Genomic DNA, 17106 nt, shown 5'->3' with positions numbered 1-17106 from the left:
TGCCTGTCAGTTTGAACCCGCCAGCGCGGCCCAGTCGCGCTGGCTTAGCGACGCGGCTATGTGGCGACTAAAGTCGCCTATGCACCAGCGAAACGCCCCTTCATACTCTTTCTTTACCGCGCTTTGTGGACCGTTTTATGTCGCCACTTCGTATCGCTGTTTTCACCGCCCTGTCGATGTTGGCCTTCACCGGCAATGCGCTTATTTGTCGTGCAGCGCTGTTGGGCGGCACGATAGATGCGGCCAGTTTTACAGCGCTGCGCCTGCTGTCGGGCGCCGCTATGTTGTGGGCGATTATTGCGGTGCGCAACATTCCCCATCGCGACGTCTCTCCCCCGGTATCCGCGCGCGTTATCTCCGGTTTTGTATTGTTTGCGTATGCCGCCGCGTTTTCCTATGCCTACGCTCGAGTATCCGCTGGCGCGGGTGCCCTGATTCTATTTGCCGCGGTGCAAACGGTGATGATCGGCTACGGCTTCTACCGCGGGGAGCGCTTTAACGGCTTGCAATGGCTGGGTCTGCTCCTTGCCTACGGTGGCCTGTTGGCACTCATGCTGCCCAGTGCCACGGGCGCATTAGAGGGCGCCCCCTCGCTGCTGGCTTACCTCATTATGTTGATCTCGGGCGCGGCGTGGGGAGTCTACTCTTTGCTGGGGCGAAGGGTGGGCGATCCGCGCGTGATCTCTGCGCACAACTTCCTCTACTCCCTGCCTTTTGCCGCGCTTCTCAGCCTGGCGATGTGGGCCGTTGAGCCGCCCCGGTTAGGCGCAGAGGGTGTTGTATACGCCCTGCTATCCGGCGCTGGCGCTTCGGCGCTGGGCTATATCGTATGGTATTCCGCACTGCCGGCGCTCCGGGCGACAACGGCGGCAAGTGTGCAGCTGAGCGTGCCACTAATGACGGCATTGGGCGGTATTTTGCTACTTGCCGAGCCTTTCACCCTGCACTTTTTGCTGGTGTCGGCGGCAATTATTGGTGGCTTGGCACTGGTGATATTCAGTAAATCACAGCGCGTCGAAAAAACCGGGCTGCGCCCTCAATAGCGGGTATCGCTAAGCCGAACGTTGGCTGAGCATACGCGCCGGTGCCTGCTGAAAGTGGCGTTTGAATTCGCGGCTGAATTGCGAGGGGCTGCGGTAGCCGACCAGTATTGCGGCTTCATTTGCGCGCCGTCCCTCGTTGGCCATTAGTTCTTTCGCCTTGCTCAGGCGCAGTTTCTTTAAGTATTGCAGGGGTGTTTCTCGGGTCACCTGGCGAAAGGCGCGATGAAAACTCGAGGGACTCATTCCCGCATAGTCAGACAGGGCATCGACATTCAGGTCTTCGGCATAATGCCGGTGCATATGCACCAATACCCGCGCTACGCGTGCGTAGTGGCCATCGTGTTGAGCAAGCTCGGTGAGTACATGCCCCTTCGGGCCAATCAGTATTCGGTAGATAAACTCTCGAACAATTGCCGGCCCCAGAACCTGTGCGTCCTGAGGGCTAAGCAGGGCCTCGAGCAAGCGTTTGAGTGTGTCGCTCATATTCGGGCTCAAACGGTCGGAGCTTAGGCCGCAGTCGCCACTATCGCCGCGCTTTTGGCCGAGGCTGGGTGTGGCGTCAATGAGCTCCTGGAGCAATGCGGGATTAATGCTGATGGATATGCCCAGCAAGGGTAAGTTGCCGTCGCTATGTGCTTCGCACTCGAGTGGCAGCGGTACACCTTGCACTAGGTAGCGGCCGGGGCCGTAGTCTACTTGCTGGCCGTTGAGATAAATGCGTTTGCGGCCCTGGGCCATCACGATAATGCCAGACTGATACACAAAGGGCTGGCGGGCGCTGCCGCGGCTTGCCCGGTAGATGTGAACACCGGGAATGATCGTGCTACGGCTGCCTTCCAATGTATCCAGCGATTGGCTGCTGATATAGCGCTGAAGCAGCTCACTAATCGTATTCATAGAATTATTGCTTGTGGGGTGTTTTTTGTATTTTGGCAGGAATAGGCAAATAAAATCCAGTAATTGCGGTTTTTATTCCCATTAATAGCTCGTATTGTACATCACATGGTGGCGCTGCTGTTGGCGCGACTCCCTGTGTTAGCAATGAGGTTTAGTATGAAATTTTCGTTTGTGAACCCAACTCAAATTCATTTTGGCCAGGGCCAGATTGCCCGTATCGCCGACGCTATTCCCGCTGATCGCAAGGTTTTGCTGCTCTATGGTGGTGGCTCGATAAAGACCAACGGTGTGTATGAGCAGGTGGTTAGCGCCTTAGCCGAGCATCAGTGGCAGGAGTTCGCCGGGGTCGAACCCAACCCGACGGTTGAGACCCTGGACAAAGCGGTAGCTCAAGTAAAAGACAGTGGTCTGGATTATATTCTGGCGGTCGGTGGAGGCTCGGTTATTGACGGCGCTAAATATGTTGCCGCCGCCGCGCTGTATGACGGCGAGGGCTGGGATATCTTGCTGGGCAAACACCGGGTAAAACAAGCGCTGCCGATTGGCGCCGTGCTGACCCTGCCCGCGACGGGCTCAGAGTCTAACGGTGGCTCGGTGATTACGAAAAAGGCGACCCGCGATAAGTTGAATTTTATGTCGCCAGCGGTTCAACCCGGTTTTGCCGTGCTCGACCCCGACGTGATGAAGACACTCCCCGAGCGCCAGCTTGCCAATGGCCTGGTCGATGCCTGGGTGCATACGTGTGAGCAATATTTGACCTTACCCACCGAGGCAATGGTTCAGGAAGGCTATGCGGAAGCACTGCTCAGAACGCTTAAAAGCCTGGGCGAGCGTTACGCTGAGCGCGATGCTGACAGCTGGCGGGCCAACTTGATGCTGGCTGCCAACCAGGCGTTGAACGGTTTTATTGGCAGCGGTGTGCCGCAGGACTGGGCTACCCATATGATCGGCCACGAACTTACCGCCCTCTATGGGGTGGATCACGGTCGTTCACTGGCCATTGTGCAACCCTCATTGTTGCGCCATCAAATTGCCGTCAAGCGCGACAAACTGGAGCAAATGGCGCGCAATGTCTTTGGCTTGGCAGATTCTGAAGATCTCGCTGAACGCTGCATCGACGCGATTGAGCACTTTTATCACAGTCTGGGTGTTGCCACGCAGCTCACTGAGCACGGCGCTGACAAAGCGGCAGCGATCGATGCAATTGTTGCGCAGCTGGAAGCGCACGGCATGGTCAAGCTGGGTGAAAATCGCGCGATAACGCCAAAGGAAAGCCGCGAGATTCTGGAGCAGGCGGTTGCATAGGGGCCGATGGCCGCTACTGTCGGGCCGGCGGTGGATTGCCCGACTGGGGCACCCGAATACCGGCATCGACTGAGGGATCGTCTGCGCCCGGCTTGCTTGCCGCGCGTATCGCCGCTTCTTCATCGGCCGCCTCTTGTGCGGCGCGTTGCTCAGCGAGTTCTTTCGCTAAGGCAGCGCACTGCGCGTTGGCAAAGGTGCTCTGGCAGAACGCAAGGCGCTGTTCTGGTGGCGGGTTGTGAAGCCCTTGTTTAGCCAGGCGCTCTATCTCGGCCTCGACGGCTTGGCAGCGCGCCGACAGGCCGGTGTCGTTGGCGATTTGAATGTTGAGCCCCGGCCGCGCATTGAGCTCTAACATCATAGGGCCCAGATCCTTGTCCAGCACCATATCAACTCCGATATAACCCAGGCCGGTCAGCTCATAGCAGCGCGTTGCCAGGGAAATAAAGCCCTCCCAAAACGGCAGTTCAACACCGCGAACGGGGTTGGTGGTGTCGGGGTGGGTTTGAATCTTTTTGTTCAGCCATGTGCCGTCGAGGGTGATGCCGGTGGCCAGGTCAACGCCGACGCCAATGGCGCCTTGGTGGAGGTTGGCCTTGCCGCCAGACTGGCGGGTGGGCAGGCGCAACATCGCCAGAACGGGATAGCCTTTGAGCACGATGATGCGAATATCGGGCACGCCCTCGTAGCTGATGGCACTGAAGATAGGGTCGGGGATCACGCGGTACTCGATTAGCGCGCGATCGCGATGACCCCCGAGGGAGTAGATTCCCGAGAGTATGCCCGACAGGTGGAATTCAATATCCTCAAGGCTGAGTAAGCGGCCCCCGGCGCTGCGGTAATAGCCCTCGAATTGATCGGCGATCACCATAATGCCATCGCCGCCAGCACCCTGAGACGGCTTGATGACGAAGTCACGGTGGCTGCCGATAATGTCGCGAATCCGGCTAATTTGTTTCTCGGAATCAATAATGCCGTACATGGGCGGCACATGAATGCCGTTGTCTATCGCCTTTTGCTTGGTGAGAATTTTGTCGTCGACCAAGGGGTAAAGGTGGCGAGCGTTATAGCGCAACACATAGTCTGAGTTGCGCTCGTTGATGCCCATAATCCCCTTCTCGCGAAGGGTCTTCCAGGTTTTGAATAGCGAAGTCATTGGCCGTCCTTAAGCATTGCTTTAAAGCGGAATAACTCGCTGATGCGATAGCCTCGGTAGTGGCCCATGGCCAGCATAATCGCCATTAGCATCAATAACACGCCGGGGAAGGTAAACACGAAATAAATCCACGGTGCATAGCTCATCATCAAGTGGGCCAGCGTAGCGGCAATTAAGGTGCCGATGCCCACTTTTAGACTGTGCAGCCCGCCCCGCTCTTCCCAGACGATCGACAGTCGCTCTATCGACATGGTCAGGATCACCATTGGGAACAGCGCAATCGACAGGCCGCGGTCGAGCCCCAGTTGGTGGCCGAGCACACTGATCAGCGCCATCACAATGACGACGAAGGTCAGCACAACCGAAAGCCGCGACAGTAACTGCAGGTGCAAGTGCTCCAAGTAGGAACGCAGCCCCAGGCCGAGGGCGGAAATGGTGGTGAAGAGGATGATGCCCCACACCACCTGCGTTTCCCTGAAGGCCAAGCCGATTAACACGGGGGTGAAGGTGCCCAGTGTTTCAATGCCGACAATGTTGCGCAGGAACAGGATCAACATCACTCCAATGGGAATCATCAGAATAATTTCAAAGGTCTGCTGAGACTGCAGTGGCAGGCTGTACATCGACAGCGCCCAGCTGTTTTCCTGGCGGCTTTCATTAATGCTCTGCGCCAGCATAATGGAGTTCATGGTTTGCCGGGTTGAATTAATTTCCACCTTAACCTGTCGGCCGCCATCTACTTTCACCAGTGGGTCGCGCCCCGTCCACCACACAATGCGGTCATCGGGCAGGCCAAAGACGCCGGTTTCGGTATTGAAGTACAGCCAGCGCTGGCCATTGTAGCTGCGCATCCACAGCTCAGGCTGTTGGGTGCCGCTGCTTAACAGGCGCAGGGTGTGCACCTGCTCAACGGGAATGTGGGCCGAAGACAGCAACAGCTCGAGTACGCGGGACTTGCTCAGCTGAGAATAGTCGTTGCGCAGCAACAGCCGCGCATTGTCGTTGCTGCTGTCATTAATCAGCTTAATGGCTTCGCGAATAAAGGTTTCAATATCGGCGGAATGTTCGCGAATGGGTTTTAGCAGGGCCTCAACGGCCACTTTTTCAACACCTTTGAGATTGGGGCTCTCACGAAACTGGGGGCCGGGTTCTTCATTCGACAGGCGCGTATTGCTGCGCTGGGTCAGCATCAGCCGGTAGAACAGTTGCTGCTGGCCTTCGGCGCGGCGCGCCGACCACACAGCACGCCGGTTCTGTTCTAGTTCATCGATGTTCACCCCGTAGTTGCGAGCGATGAAGCTTTCATCAAGGGTGATGAATTTACTCCAGCTTGGTGGCAGATACATCTGCACCTTCACTGGCGTTTTTTCCCGCGCGTTAAAGCTGATTTTGGTGTCGATAACCCAGACCGGCTCGGTGGTCTCCGCGCTGACCGGAATGTTCAACGCAAAAATCTGCCAAGCCGTGGCCGCCGCACCGAGTAACAGCAGGGCTGCGGCAAGCACTTTAACGTGCAGTTTGACGCCTTTCATTCGGCGCTCTCCTTATCGAGTTTTTTTGCCTTTTTTGCGCAGGCGTTTTTGTCTTGAAGGTATTTTTCGCTGGGGTCGACAATCGCGTTGAAGGCTATCAATGGGTCAGAGCCGACCAGCATGGCCTTTGAAAATTGTCGGCGATCGGCCAGGTTCACTTCAACTTTACGAGAGGTGCCACCGATACACAGGGTCAATTCAAGCACTGGGCGGCGGTGGTAGTATTTGTCGTCTTCATCCATGTCGCCAGCCCGACGAATAATACGGATGTGTTTCTCCAATGGCTGCGAAACGGATTTGAGCTCGCCACTGGGCAGTACCAAGTCGAAGTGCACCATGTCGGGCTCGTCGCCGCGCCCCTTCTTCACTTTTGGGTTAATGGCGTTGATGGAGGCGCTCTCTGCACCAGTGTCAATTTTGGCTTTGTAGCGGACTCCCAGTTCTTCGATATAGACATACTCACTGATGCCGAAGACGGTCTTCGCCTCGCTCACGGTTTGCGCATTGGACATGGCGGCTGCCGACAGGCTCATGGCGGCGCTAACGATCAATAGACTGTGTCGAAGTAGTTTCACATCTTCTCCCGGTAATCGATGGTGGCGTCGTCGTTGGTTCTCTAGCATAGAACACCGCGCTGTGACGGCGCCAGCGTTAAAGTCTCAACAGGGCTTGCCGGGCTTTAGTCTCTAATTTCCTGAAAAAGTGCTAAACAGGTTTCGCGACTTTCTTTGTGGTCGACAATCGCCTGGGGGTAGCCGGCGACATTTTCGGGTTGGTGCAGCGCCTTGCCGGAGAGCTCGCGCAGTTCGGGAATAAACTGCTTGATGAACTCGCCATCGGCGTCGAAGCGCTGACTCTGCGTGGTGGGATTAAAAATGCGGAAGTAAGGCACGGCATCGGTGCCGGTGGAGGCCGCCCACTGCCAGCCGCCATTATTTGATGCGAAATCGGCGTCGATAAGCTGCTCGAGAAAATGCCGCTCACCCCAGCGCCAGTCAATGTGGAGGTGTTTGCACAGGAACGACGCGGTGACCATGCGCAAGCGGTTGTGCATCCAGCCGGTCTGGGCGAGCTGGCGCATGCCGGCATCGACGATCGGGTAGCCGGTCTCCCCGGCTTGCCAGGCGGCAAAGTGTTCGCGCTTGTTGCGCCAGCGTAGTCTTTCGGTATCGGCTTGAAAGGCGCGGCCCTTAACCACTTGGGGAAAGTGGAAGGCCACCTGCCGGTAAAACTCGCGCCACAGTAATTCATTAAACCAGTTTCCGGCACTGGACTTGGCGTCCCACATGGCCTCGCCGCACTCCAGTTGCAGGCGCGCCAAACATTGCCTGGGGCTGATAACGCCCAGCGCTAAGGCCGCCGATAAACGCGAGGTGCCGTCGACAGCGGGAAAATTGCGCTGGTCGCTGTATTTGACGGCGCGCTGGGCACAGAATTCGCGAAGTTGATCAAGCACCGCCTTTTCTGTCACCGGCCAGGGGTCGGAGTCGCGCTCTTCGCCAAAGGCCTCAATGCGGGCGGTCGCCGTAGCGGCCGCTTGCGCTTGGGGGCGCGGCAATACGCGTGGGAAGTGCTCGCGCAAGCGCTGGCGGGCACGGCGCGAATACGGCGTAAACACTTTATAGGCGCTGCCGTCGTCTTTGGTACCAAGGCTGGGATGAATCAGGCAATCATCAAGCAGCGTCAAAGGAATTGAAAGCGCCCGCTTGCAGGCGGCATCGCGCCGCATTTCATCAACCAGGAGCTCTTCATGCGCGAATACTTGTGCAATGCCGTATTGCTGGCAGTAGTCCGCCAGCATCTTTGGAACATGGCGAAAATGCGCCGCATCGATAATGTCGAAGGGTATTCCCAATGCGGCGAGCTGTTCTGCCAAGGCCTGCAATGCGCGGCGCAAATAGTGGCGACGTATCGGTGCAATGCCGTGTTCGTCGAGCTGCGCCGGGCACAGGAAGTAGACGGCCCGGCAGGGGCCGGCTGCCACTGCGGCGCTGAGAGCGGCGTGGTCGAGGCTGCGAAGGTCGTTGCGAAACCAGGCCAGTGCTGTCACAGACCCACCCGCAATTTAAGGTCGCGCGGATACGGATCGAAATAGTATTGATCCAATAAGTAGTCTACTTGGTACTTTTTCAAAAACATGGCCAGCATCTCCAGTGGCACCAGCAGTGGCAGCAGGCCTTTGGAGTAGTCCTCAATCACCTTGCTTAATTGTGCGCGGTCCTCTTTTTCCAAGTGGTCTTTGAAAAAGCCCTGAATATGCATCAGCGTGTTGCGATGGTTTTTGGGGTTGGCGGGTTTCTTCAGAGCGTCCATAAAGCGGCGGATGTACTCGTCGGCACTTTTCTCTAGGTTGTCACTAAGGGTGTCGGCAACCAGCGGCCCCAATTGCCGATAGATAGACTGGTTGTGTGCGAGCAATAAAAACTTATGTCGGCGATGGAATTCCTGCAGTGCGGCCACCGTCAGCCCCTCTGCCTGTATGGCCTGCCAGCGAGAGTAAGCGATAACGCGCAGTACAAAGTTCTCTCGCAGGGGCAGGTCGTTCAAGCGACCATTTTCCTCGACGGGAAGTAGCGGCAAGGCTTCCATCAGCTTGCGCGCATATATGCCCACGCCGACCTTGCCGAGGCCCTGACCCGTTTCAGAGACGACGGGAACGCGCTCCATGCCGCAGCTGGGCGACTTGGCGCAAAAAATATAGCCACTGATATGGTCGAGCTTTGCGGCAGTGTCGCTGGCGAAAACCTGCATTTTCTCGGTGACATCCAGATCCGGGCCTTCCTTGCTACCCTGTAAGCGCGGATTATCCGGGTCGCCGACCAGGCGGATGGTTGGGCGCGGTACGCCCATACCGATGGCCTGCTCGGGACAGACTTTTACAAAGTCGAAGTGTCGGCTGAGCTCATCGGTAGCAAAAGGGAGGCGCTTGTGGCCGCCATCATAACGAACCTGGTCGCCGAGCAGGCAAGCACTGATACCAATTTGAATCGGGTGGGGGAGTTCCATAGCAGCGTCCTCTGCGCACGTTCTTATGAGTCAAAATACGTGTTTGCATTGGCGCTAGATCAGCGCCACGAGGTTCTAGCTTAGTCGTTTTCGGCCGCGTTAAGCGAGGTTTGATGCGGCGTGGCCATAAATGTAATCAGCGCACGATAGTCTTCGCGACTGCAGCTACCGCACATCCCTTTTGCTGGCATGGCCTTAAAGCCACCTGCGGTGTGCTGCAGAAGGGTATCCATGCCCTTTTCGAGTCGCGGCCGCCAGTCTTCGGCATTGCCGCTGCGAGGGGCTCCTTTAGTGCCGCGACTATGGCAGCTATAGCAACTCTGAATATAGAGCGTCTTTAAGTCAGGGGATGATGGCATCACCGCCTTGTTGCCGGGCTTGCCGCAAGCGGCCAGCAGCACGGCTGAAAGAACAACGGCCGTGCGACTATTTTTCATTGAAGCCAAAGCTCGGTTGCTCATGTTCACTCTGGCGGTCGATGGCGCCCACATCCAGCAGCGGTGCAGCATCAATATGTTGCGCATCCATCATCTGTGCAACGCGCTGTAGCGAGCTGATGATCTGCATTTGTTCCCAGTCCTGCAGGTCGCGGAACTGCCGCTTGAAGTATTCCTGGAGCGGTGTTGGCGCGTTGCGAATAATCTCTGCGCCCTGCTCGGTGAGGCAGGCAAACACCTTGCGCTTATCCTGGCTGGAGCGCTCCCGTACCACCAGCTGGCGCTTTTCCAGCCGGTCTATGATGCTGGTAACGGTCGCCTGGCTCAGGCTCACCTGCTTGGCGATATCGGAAATGATGGCGTCGCCCTGGTCGCGCAGAGTTTGCAGAATCAGCATCTGTGGCGCTGTCAGGCCGGAGGTCTTCATCAGGTGTTTGGAGTGCAAATCAACGGCGCGGGTAACGCGCCGCAAAGCAATCAAAACCTCTTCGATATTGTCGTCATCTTTCATGTTGGATGTCCTCGCAATCGGCCCATTTTAGTGCGCTTGCGGCAAAAATGCATCGCTATAATGCATCGCTCTCTAAGCCTTTGTTTGAAAAATGTTCAGCGCCGAGGTTATAATGCTTCGTGTACTAAGTAATTATTTGGGAGGTTGAGTTCATAAGCAGGCCGAAAACGGCAAATATTGTCTAATTTTTGCCCATTATTGCGCCCTGTTTGCAATGAACACAAATAAATTGTGTTGAAATCAAATGAAGCGACGTCAGCGGACGCTTTTGAGCTAAATTTTCGCCAACCAACGGCGGAAGATGGCTATCCACTCAATCAATTGGTGGCGAACAGCCCCCCCCTCGATCCGAATTCGGTCTACTGCAATTTACTGCAGTGCACCCACTTTGCAGAAACCTCGGTTGCCGTCGAAGAAAACGGACAACTGGTTGGCTTTATTTCCGCTTACATTCCACCGGCAAAGCCCGACACGGTATTCGTGTGGCAGGTTGTGGTTGATAAGAGTCAACGTGGCCGGGGGTTGGCGAAGAAAATGATGCAGGAAATTGTGCAGCGGCCAGCCTGCGCCAATGTGCGATTTTTAGAAACGACGATCACGCCAGACAACGAGGCGTCATGGGCACTGTTCCGCAGCTTCGCTCGGGATATGAACACCGAGCTGAACCACGACATCTGGTTCGAGCGCGAGGCCCACTTCCACGGTAAACACGACAGCGAGGCATTGCTTCGCATCGGACCCTTCCCTCGACCCCCTTTAGAACAATAGCGGTCGACAACATTAAAGGATGCTAAGAGGACATTATTATGACTATTTTTGATCAGCTTGAATCAGAAGTGCAGTGTTATGCACGTTCATTCCCGGTAACGTTTAATAAGGCGCAGGGTGAATACCTGTACGACGTTGACGGCAACAAATACCTGGATTTTCTCGCCGGGGCGGGCACGCTGAACTATGGCCACAACCACCCAGTGCTCAAAGAAGCGCTGGTTGAGTACATCATGCGCGACGGCATTACCCATGGTTTGGATATGCACACCGACGCCAAGGCCGACTTCCTCGACGCGTTTAACGAGAACATCCTCAAGCCGCGCGATATGGAGTACACCTTCCAGTTTACTGGCCCCACTGGCACCAACGCCGTTGAAGCGGCGATGAAGCTGGCGCGCAAAGTGACCGGTCGCAATACCATTGTGTCGTTCACCAACGGCTTTCACGGTGTGACTCTGGGCAGTGTTGCGGCAACGGGTAACAGCCATCACCGCGGCGGTGCGGGTGTGGCGCTGGGCGACATTTCGCGTATGCCGTTCTGCGGTTACCACGGTCGCGATGCCGACACCATCAAGATGATGGACAAGCTGCTTAGTGATCCGTCGTCGGGTATCGATCTGCCGGCGGCGATGCTGGTGGAGTGTGTGCAAGGTGAAGGCGGTTTGAATGTCGCCAATAGCGATTGGTTGCGCGGCCTGGAAAAACTGTGCCGCAAGCACGATATCCTGTTGATTGTGGATGATATCCAGGCCGGCTGTGGCCGCACGGGTACCTTCTTCAGCTTTGAGCCCAGCGGTATTAAGCCCGACATTGTGACCATGTCGAAGTCGCTGAGTGGCTACGGCCTGCCCTGCGCAATTGTATTGCTGCGCCCCGACCTGGACGTGTGGGCACCGGGTGAGCACAACGGTACTTTCCGTGGTAATAACCACGCTTTTGTTACCGCAGCGGCTGCCATCCGCCATTTCTGGAAAGATGAAAGCTTCTCTAACGAGATCATCGAAAAGTCGGCGATTGTGCGCGACCGCTTTAAGAAAATTTCTGACCGCTACGGCGTTACGCGCGCGGCGGTTAAAGGTCGCGGCATGATGCAGGGCATTGCCCTTGCCGATGGCGATACTGCCGATGCAGTCGCCCGCGCCTGTTTTGAGCGAGGCCTGGTAATTGAAACCTGTGGTAACCGTGGGCATATCGTAAAATGTTTCTGCCCGCTGACCATCGACAAAGACGAGCTGATTCGCGGCATGGACATCGTCGCCGATGCCGTTTCGGAAGTGTTGTTGAAAGACGTTAAGAAAGCGTCTTAATCCCGCCTTGTGTTCGGGCCTGCCCGGGCTCGATTTGGGTCCGCCGTAATGGCGGACCGTTGTATCGACTAAAGAAATTGGAAACCGAGTAATGATCGTAAGAACATTAGAAGAGTGTGAAAATTCAGAACGCAAAGTTGACGGTGGCAATTGGCAAAGTGTGCGCATGCTGCTGAAAGACGACAATATGGGTTTTTCTTTCCATATCACCACCATTCTTGCAGGGACCGAAACGCCGATTCACTACCAGAATCACCTTGAGTCCGTGTACTGCATGTCGGGCAATGGCGAGATTGAAACGGTTGAAGACGGCAAAATCTACAAAATTGAACCCGGTACGCTGTATATCCTCGACAAGCACGACAAGCACCTGCTTCGCGGCGGCAGCGAAGACATGAAAATGGCCTGTGTATTTAATCCGCCACTGAGTGGCAAGGAAGTTCACGATGAAAATGGTGTTTACCCCATTGACTGATTGTTAAAAAGCGCGCGGAAAACGTCCTTTTTAATGATCGAATGGAGAATACAATGTCACACAGTGTAGAAAAAATTGGCGGCACGTCGATGAGCGATTACGCCGCGGTGCGCGACAATATCATCCTGGCGGGCGCCGAGGGCGACCACCTGTACGGCAGAATTTTTGTTGTGTCTGCCTACGGTGGTGTGACCGACATGCTGCTGGAGAACAAGCGCAACGGTAACCCCGGTGTCTACGGTTTATTTGCCGACGACGAAGGCAGCGAAGCATTGTGGCGGGAAGCGCTGCGCAATGTGGCCAAAGCCCTGCACCAAATTAATGAGGAGTTGTTCGACGACGCCGAGCAGCTCAATGAGGCCAATGCGTTTATTGATGGCCGCTTATTCGAGGCCGAGCGCTGCATGGACAACTTGCACCGCCTGTGCCAGCACGGCCACTTTGGTTTGGAAGACCACCTGCTAACGGTGCGTGAAATGCTGGCCAGCATTGGCGAAGTTCACAGTGCCTGGAATACCGCCAAGCTGCTGCAGCGCGACGGTATTAACGCGCGCTTTGTTGACCTTTCCGGTTGGAGAATGGAGTCGGCAATCCCCTTGGATGCACACATTCTGCGCGAGCTGGATAAAATTGATGTGCAAAAAGAGCTGCCCATCGTCACCGGTTACGCCTACTGCAGCGAAGGCTTGATGGCGACTTTTGACCGCGGCTACAGCGAGATGACCTTTAGCCGTTTGGCGGTGATGAGCAAGGCCGACGAAGCGATTATTCACAAGGAGTATCACCTCAGTAGTGCTGATCCGCGTTTAGTGGGTGCCGAGAAGGTGGTGCCGATCGGCCGCACTAACTACGATGTTGCCGATCAGCTGGCCAACCTCGGCATGGAGGCGATTCACCCGCGTGCAGCCAAGGGCCTGCGCCAGGACAATATTCCGTTGCGGGTGAAAAACACCTTTGAACCCGAGCACAGCGGCACCTTAATCGATGGTGAATACACCAGTGAGCGACCTTGTGTAGAAATTATTGCGGGCCGCAAGCAAGTGTATGCGCTGGAAGTTTTCGACCAAGACATGGTCGGCTCGCTGTGGGATTACGAGCAGAAAATACTAAGTGCGATCTCTCGCTTTAAAGCGACGGTGATCACCAAAGATATTAACGCCAACACCATCACCCACTACTTGGGCACCAACCTGAAAACGGTAAAGCGCATTGTTAAAGCGGTCAGTGATGAGTTTACGACGGCAGAGGTCAGTACGCGCAAGGTGGCTATTGTGTCCGCCATCGGCAGCGATATGAAAGTGCCTGGCATGCTGGCAAAAACGGTCTCGGCATTGGCGTCGGCAGATATCAGTGTGCTGGCTATGCACCAGTCTATGCGTCAAGTGGACATGCAGTTCGTGATCAATGAAGATGACTACGAGGCAGCGGTCGCCAACCTGCACCGTTGTTTAGTAGAAGTCCATGATCACGGAGAGGCAATATGCGTGGCTTGACCCTGTGCTGGATAGTGGCAGCGCTACTTCCCTTAATGGCGTTTGCCGACTCAGAGCAAGAGGTCAGCGACACACAAGTTGATCAGCATATTGATCAACTGCAAGAGCCGCTCTACTCGCCCTTCATCGAGCGCTATATCCTCGATGAAGTGCGTTCGCTGCGGGTGGATATGGAGCGCAAGCACCGCGAACTCACTCAGGAAGTGGTGGATCGCGAGCTTGGCGCTGCAGATAAAGCGGTGTCTTACGCCACCAATACGGTTACCTACTTTTTCTATCTGATCGCCGGTGTCAGCTCGGCGCTGGTGTTGATCGGCTGGAACTCTCTGCGCGATATTCGCGACAAGGTACACAGTGTTGCCAGTGATCAAGTGGCCGAAATTGTTGAAGAATACGAAAAGCGATTGCGTGCGATCGAGAAGCAACTCAAGCAAGAAACTGAGCACATCGAGTCCAATCGCGAGGAAATCAACCGCACGCAGGAGATCCACTCGCTGTGGTTGCGCGCCAGTCAGGAGGCCAGTCCGGCGGGTAAAATTGGCATCTACGATCAAATACTTGCCATTCGCCCCAACGATATTGAAGCCATCACCTACAAGGCCGATGCCGCGCTGGATCAGGGTGAACCCCAGTGGGCGGTTAATTTGTGTCATCAGGCCCTCAGCCTCGACGACGCCAATGGCCACGCCTTTTATCAGCTAGCTTGTGCACACTCGGCAATGGGTAATTTGGATGACGCTGCCCGATACTTTTCCAAGGCGGTTGCTCAGGCTGAAGCTTATCGCGAGGAGTTAGAGCGAGATCCTACACTGGAATCACTGCGCGAACACCCCTTGGTCCACGAGCTACTTGATTCAACAGCGAACGATAATATTTAACGCTGCTCGGTACCGGGCAGTAACAATAGGAAGCCTATGCTTACTGCCTGGAGTTTTATTGCTTTTTTAAGCCTATTCGTCCTCATCGGTCTCTCTTCTCTTTTTTTTAGTAGTCACCAGAGCAAGGATTACTACCTTGCCAGCAATAGCGTTAAGCCGTGGCTCGTCGGCCTTTCTGCCGTGGCCACGAATAACAGTGGCTATATGTTTATTGGCGTTATCGGCTATACCTACACCGTCGGCTTATCCGCTTTTTGGGTTATGTTGGGCTGGATTAGTGGCGACTTTATCGCGTCCCACTTTGTGCACCGCCGCCTGCGGACGATGACGGAAAAACGCGGCGAGGTCAGTTATATCGGCGTGTTGTCGTCGTGGTCCGGTGGCACAAAACCCGCCTACCAACGGCTGGCTGCAAGCATTTGTTTGTTGCTGTTAGTCGCTTACGCCGCCGCGCAACTGCTTGCCGGTAGTAAGGCCTTGCACGTCTTGTTTGATTGGCCAATTTGGGCGGGGGCGGTCAGTGGTGCCGTACTGGTGTTGATGTACTGCCTGGCGGGCGGCATCCGCGCATCAATCTGGACCGATGCCGCGCAGTCGATGGTGATGATCTCAGCGATGGGGCTGCTGTTGTGGGTGGCGGTCGACGGCCTCGGTGGGGCGCAGGTGACCCTCTCTCAGTTGCGCGACGTGCCCGATTATATGAACTGGTTTCCCCAGGATCTCGCCTTTCCCGGCGTAATGGGGGCGGTGTTATTCGCATTGGGTTGGTTGTTTGCCGGCCTGTCCGTGGTTGGCCAGCCGCATGTGATGGTGCGGTTTATGACCCTGCGAGAAGGTGGGGATATGAACCGCGCACGCCAGTGGTATTACCTGTGGTTTACCGCTTTTTACTTAATGGCCACGTCGGTTGGCTTGCTGTCGCGGCTCTACCTGCCCGAGGCCGGCAGCTTCGACGCTGAACTCGCTCTGCCAACCATGGCGCAACAGCTTTTACCACCGGTGCTGGTCGGCTTAATTCTCGCCGGGGTGTTTGCCGCGACGCTCTCCACCGCCGATTCATTAATTTTGAGTTCATCGGCGGCACTGACCCACGATTTGTTGCCACACAATATTGAAAAACCCTGGCTGCTAAAGTTGTCGACGTTTGGTATTACCGCCACGGCTCTGGCTTGGGCGCTACTCAGTGCGCAAAGTGTTTTCGCCATGGTGGTTATGGCGTGGTCCGGATTAGCCAGTGCGTTTGTGCCGCTGTTGCTGGTGCTTATTTTTGGCGGCCGCCCAGGCCAGGGCGTGAGTATTGCGATGAGTGTGGTTGGGATCAGCACGGCACTACTGTGGCGTTATTTCGACCTTCACAACATGGTCTATGAAGGCTTGCCCGGTATTCTCGCCGGGGTGGCGGTGTATGGGGTCAGTCGTATTTACCGGCGCTGGCAGCCAGTGGCGGAAGCGATCTCCTGAATGGAAGGTAGCGCGTTGCCCTAGCGAAACGCTGAAACTAAACCAACCACACTAATGGCCAACAACACGCTACCGACTACCCGGAAAAATATCGGCGTTTCGGCCTGTAGCAAGCGGTCGTGCACCCGCAGGCCGATAACATGACCAACGGCAGCACAGGGGAGCAACCAGAGGTGGTGAATGAGCTGCAGGTCGACACCGGCCCAGACGAAAGCAGCCATTTTAATCGTCACCAGAATAAACCATAGCGCAAACAGTGTGTCGCGCAGGCGCTCCTTGGCGACGTGTTGGGCGACCACCGCTATGATCAGCGGCGCGCCGATGAGTGAGGTACCGCTGATATAGCCTCCGGCCATTAGAAACACCGCATCGACCAGGCGGTTGTTGCTGCGAAATGGCTTATTAAAAATATAACTCAGTGAATACAGCATCACGATACTAAAAATAATACCGCTGAGTACGCCGCTGGGCAGGGTAATCAAACCGAACACGCCGAGTAATTTGGGGCCGATCATCACTGTCAGCGCCTTCCATAAATACTGCCAGTCCACCGTGCTCTGGGCGCTGCTGCCCCCGAGGCGCTGACGATTATTCAGGGCGATGGTTAACGATGAAAACACCAGTAAGTGAACGGAGATCAGCGGCAGGTAAACGAGCGGTGCGTTGTGTACCAGCAACAGAAAGGGCAGCGAGAGCACGGCGCCACCGAAGCCAAGGCCGGAGCGAACAAAGCCACTCCAGACAAAAATCAGCCCAATCAGGATATATTGCAGGGGTGCGAGTTCGGTCATTACAGCTCTTTAAATTACGGCGCAGCGCAAGGGTGTGACGGCGCAT

At 55.7% G+C, this 17106-nt stretch carries 17 protein-coding genes; 8 read left to right on the top strand and 9 right to left on the bottom strand.

Annotated elements, in window-relative coordinates:
• The first annotated feature begins 137 nt into the window (after nt 1-137).
• Complete coding sequence (locus AC2Q8J_RS10325; protein WP_204994877.1) at nt 138-1043, top strand: DMT family transporter; 906 nt, start codon at nt 138-140, stop codon at nt 1041-1043.
• Nucleotides 1044-1052: 9 nt separating this feature from the next.
• Here the strand turns inward: AC2Q8J_RS10325 and AC2Q8J_RS10320 are convergent, their stop codons facing one another.
• Nucleotides 1053-1940, bottom strand: a complete 888-nt coding sequence (locus AC2Q8J_RS10320; RefSeq protein ID WP_286840006.1) for an AraC family transcriptional regulator — start codon at nt 1938-1940, stop codon at nt 1053-1055.
• Between the two features lie 156 nt (nt 1941-2096).
• On the opposite strand from AC2Q8J_RS10320, the gene AC2Q8J_RS10315 reads away from it, so the two are divergent.
• Complete coding sequence (locus AC2Q8J_RS10315; protein ID WP_486451218.1) at nt 2097-3245, top strand: iron-containing alcohol dehydrogenase; 1149 nt, start codon at nt 2097-2099, stop codon at nt 3243-3245.
• Between the two features lie 13 nt (nt 3246-3258).
• Here AC2Q8J_RS10315 and AC2Q8J_RS10310 read toward each other — a convergent pair whose 3' ends face one another.
• The 7 genes from AC2Q8J_RS10310 to AC2Q8J_RS10280 all read right to left on the bottom strand — a co-directional run bounded on the left by AC2Q8J_RS10310 (nt 3259) and on the right by AC2Q8J_RS10280 (nt 9884).
• Nucleotides 3259-4398, bottom strand: a complete 1140-nt coding sequence (locus AC2Q8J_RS10310; protein ID WP_486451217.1) for an alpha-L-glutamate ligase-like protein — start codon at nt 4396-4398, stop codon at nt 3259-3261.
• Nucleotides 4395-5930: an inactive transglutaminase family protein gene (locus AC2Q8J_RS10305; protein WP_204994873.1), complete on the bottom strand. Its 1536-nt coding sequence runs from the start codon at nt 5928-5930 to the stop codon at nt 4395-4397. The genes AC2Q8J_RS10310 and AC2Q8J_RS10305 overlap by 4 nt, the downstream gene beginning before the upstream one ends.
• Complete coding sequence (locus AC2Q8J_RS10300; RefSeq protein ID WP_204994872.1) at nt 5927-6505, bottom strand: ATP-dependent zinc protease family protein; 579 nt, start codon at nt 6503-6505, stop codon at nt 5927-5929. Before AC2Q8J_RS10300 ends, AC2Q8J_RS10305 begins: the two co-directional genes overlap by 4 nt.
• Before the next feature lie 104 nt (nt 6506-6609).
• Complete coding sequence (gene phrB / locus AC2Q8J_RS10295; RefSeq protein ID WP_486451216.1) at nt 6610-7980, bottom strand: deoxyribodipyrimidine photo-lyase; 1371 nt, start codon at nt 7978-7980, stop codon at nt 6610-6612.
• Nucleotides 7977-8936, bottom strand: coding sequence for a YbgA family protein (locus AC2Q8J_RS10290; protein WP_486451215.1), 960 nt, complete (start codon nt 8934-8936; stop codon nt 7977-7979). Before AC2Q8J_RS10290 ends, phrB begins: the two co-directional genes overlap by 4 nt.
• Nucleotides 8937-9016: 80 nt before the next feature.
• The gene (locus AC2Q8J_RS10285) at nt 9017-9373 is read right to left on the bottom strand and encodes a c-type cytochrome (protein ID WP_486451214.1); all 357 of its coding nucleotides are present in this window, start codon (nt 9371-9373) and stop codon (nt 9017-9019) included.
• Nucleotides 9363-9884: a MarR family winged helix-turn-helix transcriptional regulator gene (locus AC2Q8J_RS10280; protein ID WP_036255765.1), complete on the bottom strand. Its 522-nt coding sequence runs from the start codon at nt 9882-9884 to the stop codon at nt 9363-9365. The genes AC2Q8J_RS10285 and AC2Q8J_RS10280 overlap by 11 nt, the downstream gene beginning before the upstream one ends.
• A 231-nt stretch (nt 9885-10115) precedes the next feature.
• Here AC2Q8J_RS10280 and ectA point away from each other — a divergent pair, with 231 nt between their 5' ends.
• From ectA to AC2Q8J_RS10250, 6 genes are all read left to right on the top strand, one after another.
• Nucleotides 10116-10652, top strand: coding sequence for a diaminobutyrate acetyltransferase (gene ectA, locus AC2Q8J_RS10275; RefSeq protein WP_286695278.1), 537 nt, complete (start codon nt 10116-10118; stop codon nt 10650-10652).
• A gap of 38 nt (nt 10653-10690) precedes the next feature.
• On the top strand, nt 10691-11962 hold the full coding sequence (ectB, locus tag AC2Q8J_RS10270; protein WP_204994868.1) for a diaminobutyrate--2-oxoglutarate transaminase: 1272 nt from the start codon (nt 10691-10693) through the stop codon (nt 11960-11962).
• Between the two features lie 91 nt (nt 11963-12053).
• Nucleotides 12054-12437: an ectoine synthase gene (locus AC2Q8J_RS10265; RefSeq protein ID WP_204994867.1), complete on the top strand. Its 384-nt coding sequence runs from the start codon at nt 12054-12056 to the stop codon at nt 12435-12437.
• A 53-nt stretch (nt 12438-12490) separates the two neighbouring features.
• The gene (locus tag AC2Q8J_RS10260; protein WP_204994866.1) at nt 12491-13930 is read left to right on the top strand and encodes an aspartate kinase; all 1440 of its coding nucleotides are present in this window, start codon (nt 12491-12493) and stop codon (nt 13928-13930) included.
• A complete protein-coding gene (locus AC2Q8J_RS10255) occupies nt 13918-14808 on the top strand; it encodes a TPR end-of-group domain-containing protein (protein WP_486451213.1) in 891 nt (296 codons plus the stop codon). Before AC2Q8J_RS10260 ends, AC2Q8J_RS10255 begins: the two co-directional genes overlap by 13 nt.
• 36 nt (nt 14809-14844) lie before the next feature.
• The gene (locus tag AC2Q8J_RS10250) at nt 14845-16269 is read left to right on the top strand and encodes a sodium/proline symporter (protein ID WP_486451212.1); all 1425 of its coding nucleotides are present in this window, start codon (nt 14845-14847) and stop codon (nt 16267-16269) included.
• A 20-nt stretch (nt 16270-16289) separates the two neighbouring features.
• Here the strand turns inward: AC2Q8J_RS10250 and AC2Q8J_RS10245 are convergent, their stop codons facing one another.
• The gene (locus AC2Q8J_RS10245; RefSeq protein WP_486451211.1) at nt 16290-17060 is read right to left on the bottom strand and encodes a TSUP family transporter; all 771 of its coding nucleotides are present in this window, start codon (nt 17058-17060) and stop codon (nt 16290-16292) included.
• Nucleotides 17061-17106 lie beyond the last annotated feature (46 nt).

Source organism: Spongiibacter sp. C9W, from assembly GCF_057370015.1.
This window is presented reverse-complemented; position numbering and strand designations above follow the sequence as displayed.

What these genes read in the sequence shown, in the direction of transcription:
- AC2Q8J_RS10325 (WP_204994877.1), top strand. Translation starts at nt 138, where the DNA reads ATGTCGCCACTTCGTATCGCTGTTTTCACCGCCCTGTCGATGTTGGCC.
- AC2Q8J_RS10320 (WP_286840006.1), bottom strand. Translation starts at nt 1,940, where the DNA reads ATGAATACGATTAGTGAGCTGCTTCAGCGCTATATCAGCAGCCAATCG.
- AC2Q8J_RS10315 (WP_486451218.1), top strand. Translation starts at nt 2,097, where the DNA reads ATGAAATTTTCGTTTGTGAACCCAACTCAAATTCATTTTGGCCAGGGC.
- AC2Q8J_RS10310 (WP_486451217.1), bottom strand. Translation starts at nt 4,398, where the DNA reads ATGACTTCGCTATTCAAAACCTGGAAGACCCTTCGCGAGAAGGGGATT.
- AC2Q8J_RS10305 (WP_204994873.1), bottom strand. Translation starts at nt 5,930, where the DNA reads ATGAAAGGCGTCAAACTGCACGTTAAAGTGCTTGCCGCAGCCCTGCTG.
- AC2Q8J_RS10290 (WP_486451215.1), bottom strand. Translation starts at nt 8,936, where the DNA reads ATGGAACTCCCCCACCCGATTCAAATTGGTATCAGTGCTTGCCTGCTC.
- AC2Q8J_RS10285 (WP_486451214.1), bottom strand. Translation starts at nt 9,373, where the DNA reads ATGAAAAATAGTCGCACGGCCGTTGTTCTTTCAGCCGTGCTGCTGGCC.
- AC2Q8J_RS10280 (WP_036255765.1), bottom strand. Translation starts at nt 9,884, where the DNA reads ATGAAAGATGACGACAATATCGAAGAGGTTTTGATTGCTTTGCGGCGC.
- ectB (WP_204994868.1), top strand. Translation starts at nt 10,691, where the DNA reads ATGACTATTTTTGATCAGCTTGAATCAGAAGTGCAGTGTTATGCACGT.
- AC2Q8J_RS10265 (WP_204994867.1), top strand. Translation starts at nt 12,054, where the DNA reads ATGATCGTAAGAACATTAGAAGAGTGTGAAAATTCAGAACGCAAAGTT.
- AC2Q8J_RS10260 (WP_204994866.1), top strand. Translation starts at nt 12,491, where the DNA reads ATGTCACACAGTGTAGAAAAAATTGGCGGCACGTCGATGAGCGATTAC.
- AC2Q8J_RS10255 (WP_486451213.1), top strand. Translation starts at nt 13,918, where the DNA reads ATGCGTGGCTTGACCCTGTGCTGGATAGTGGCAGCGCTACTTCCCTTA.
- AC2Q8J_RS10250 (WP_486451212.1), top strand. Translation starts at nt 14,845, where the DNA reads ATGCTTACTGCCTGGAGTTTTATTGCTTTTTTAAGCCTATTCGTCCTC.
- AC2Q8J_RS10245 (WP_486451211.1), bottom strand. Translation starts at nt 17,060, where the DNA reads ATGACCGAACTCGCACCCCTGCAATATATCCTGATTGGGCTGATTTTT.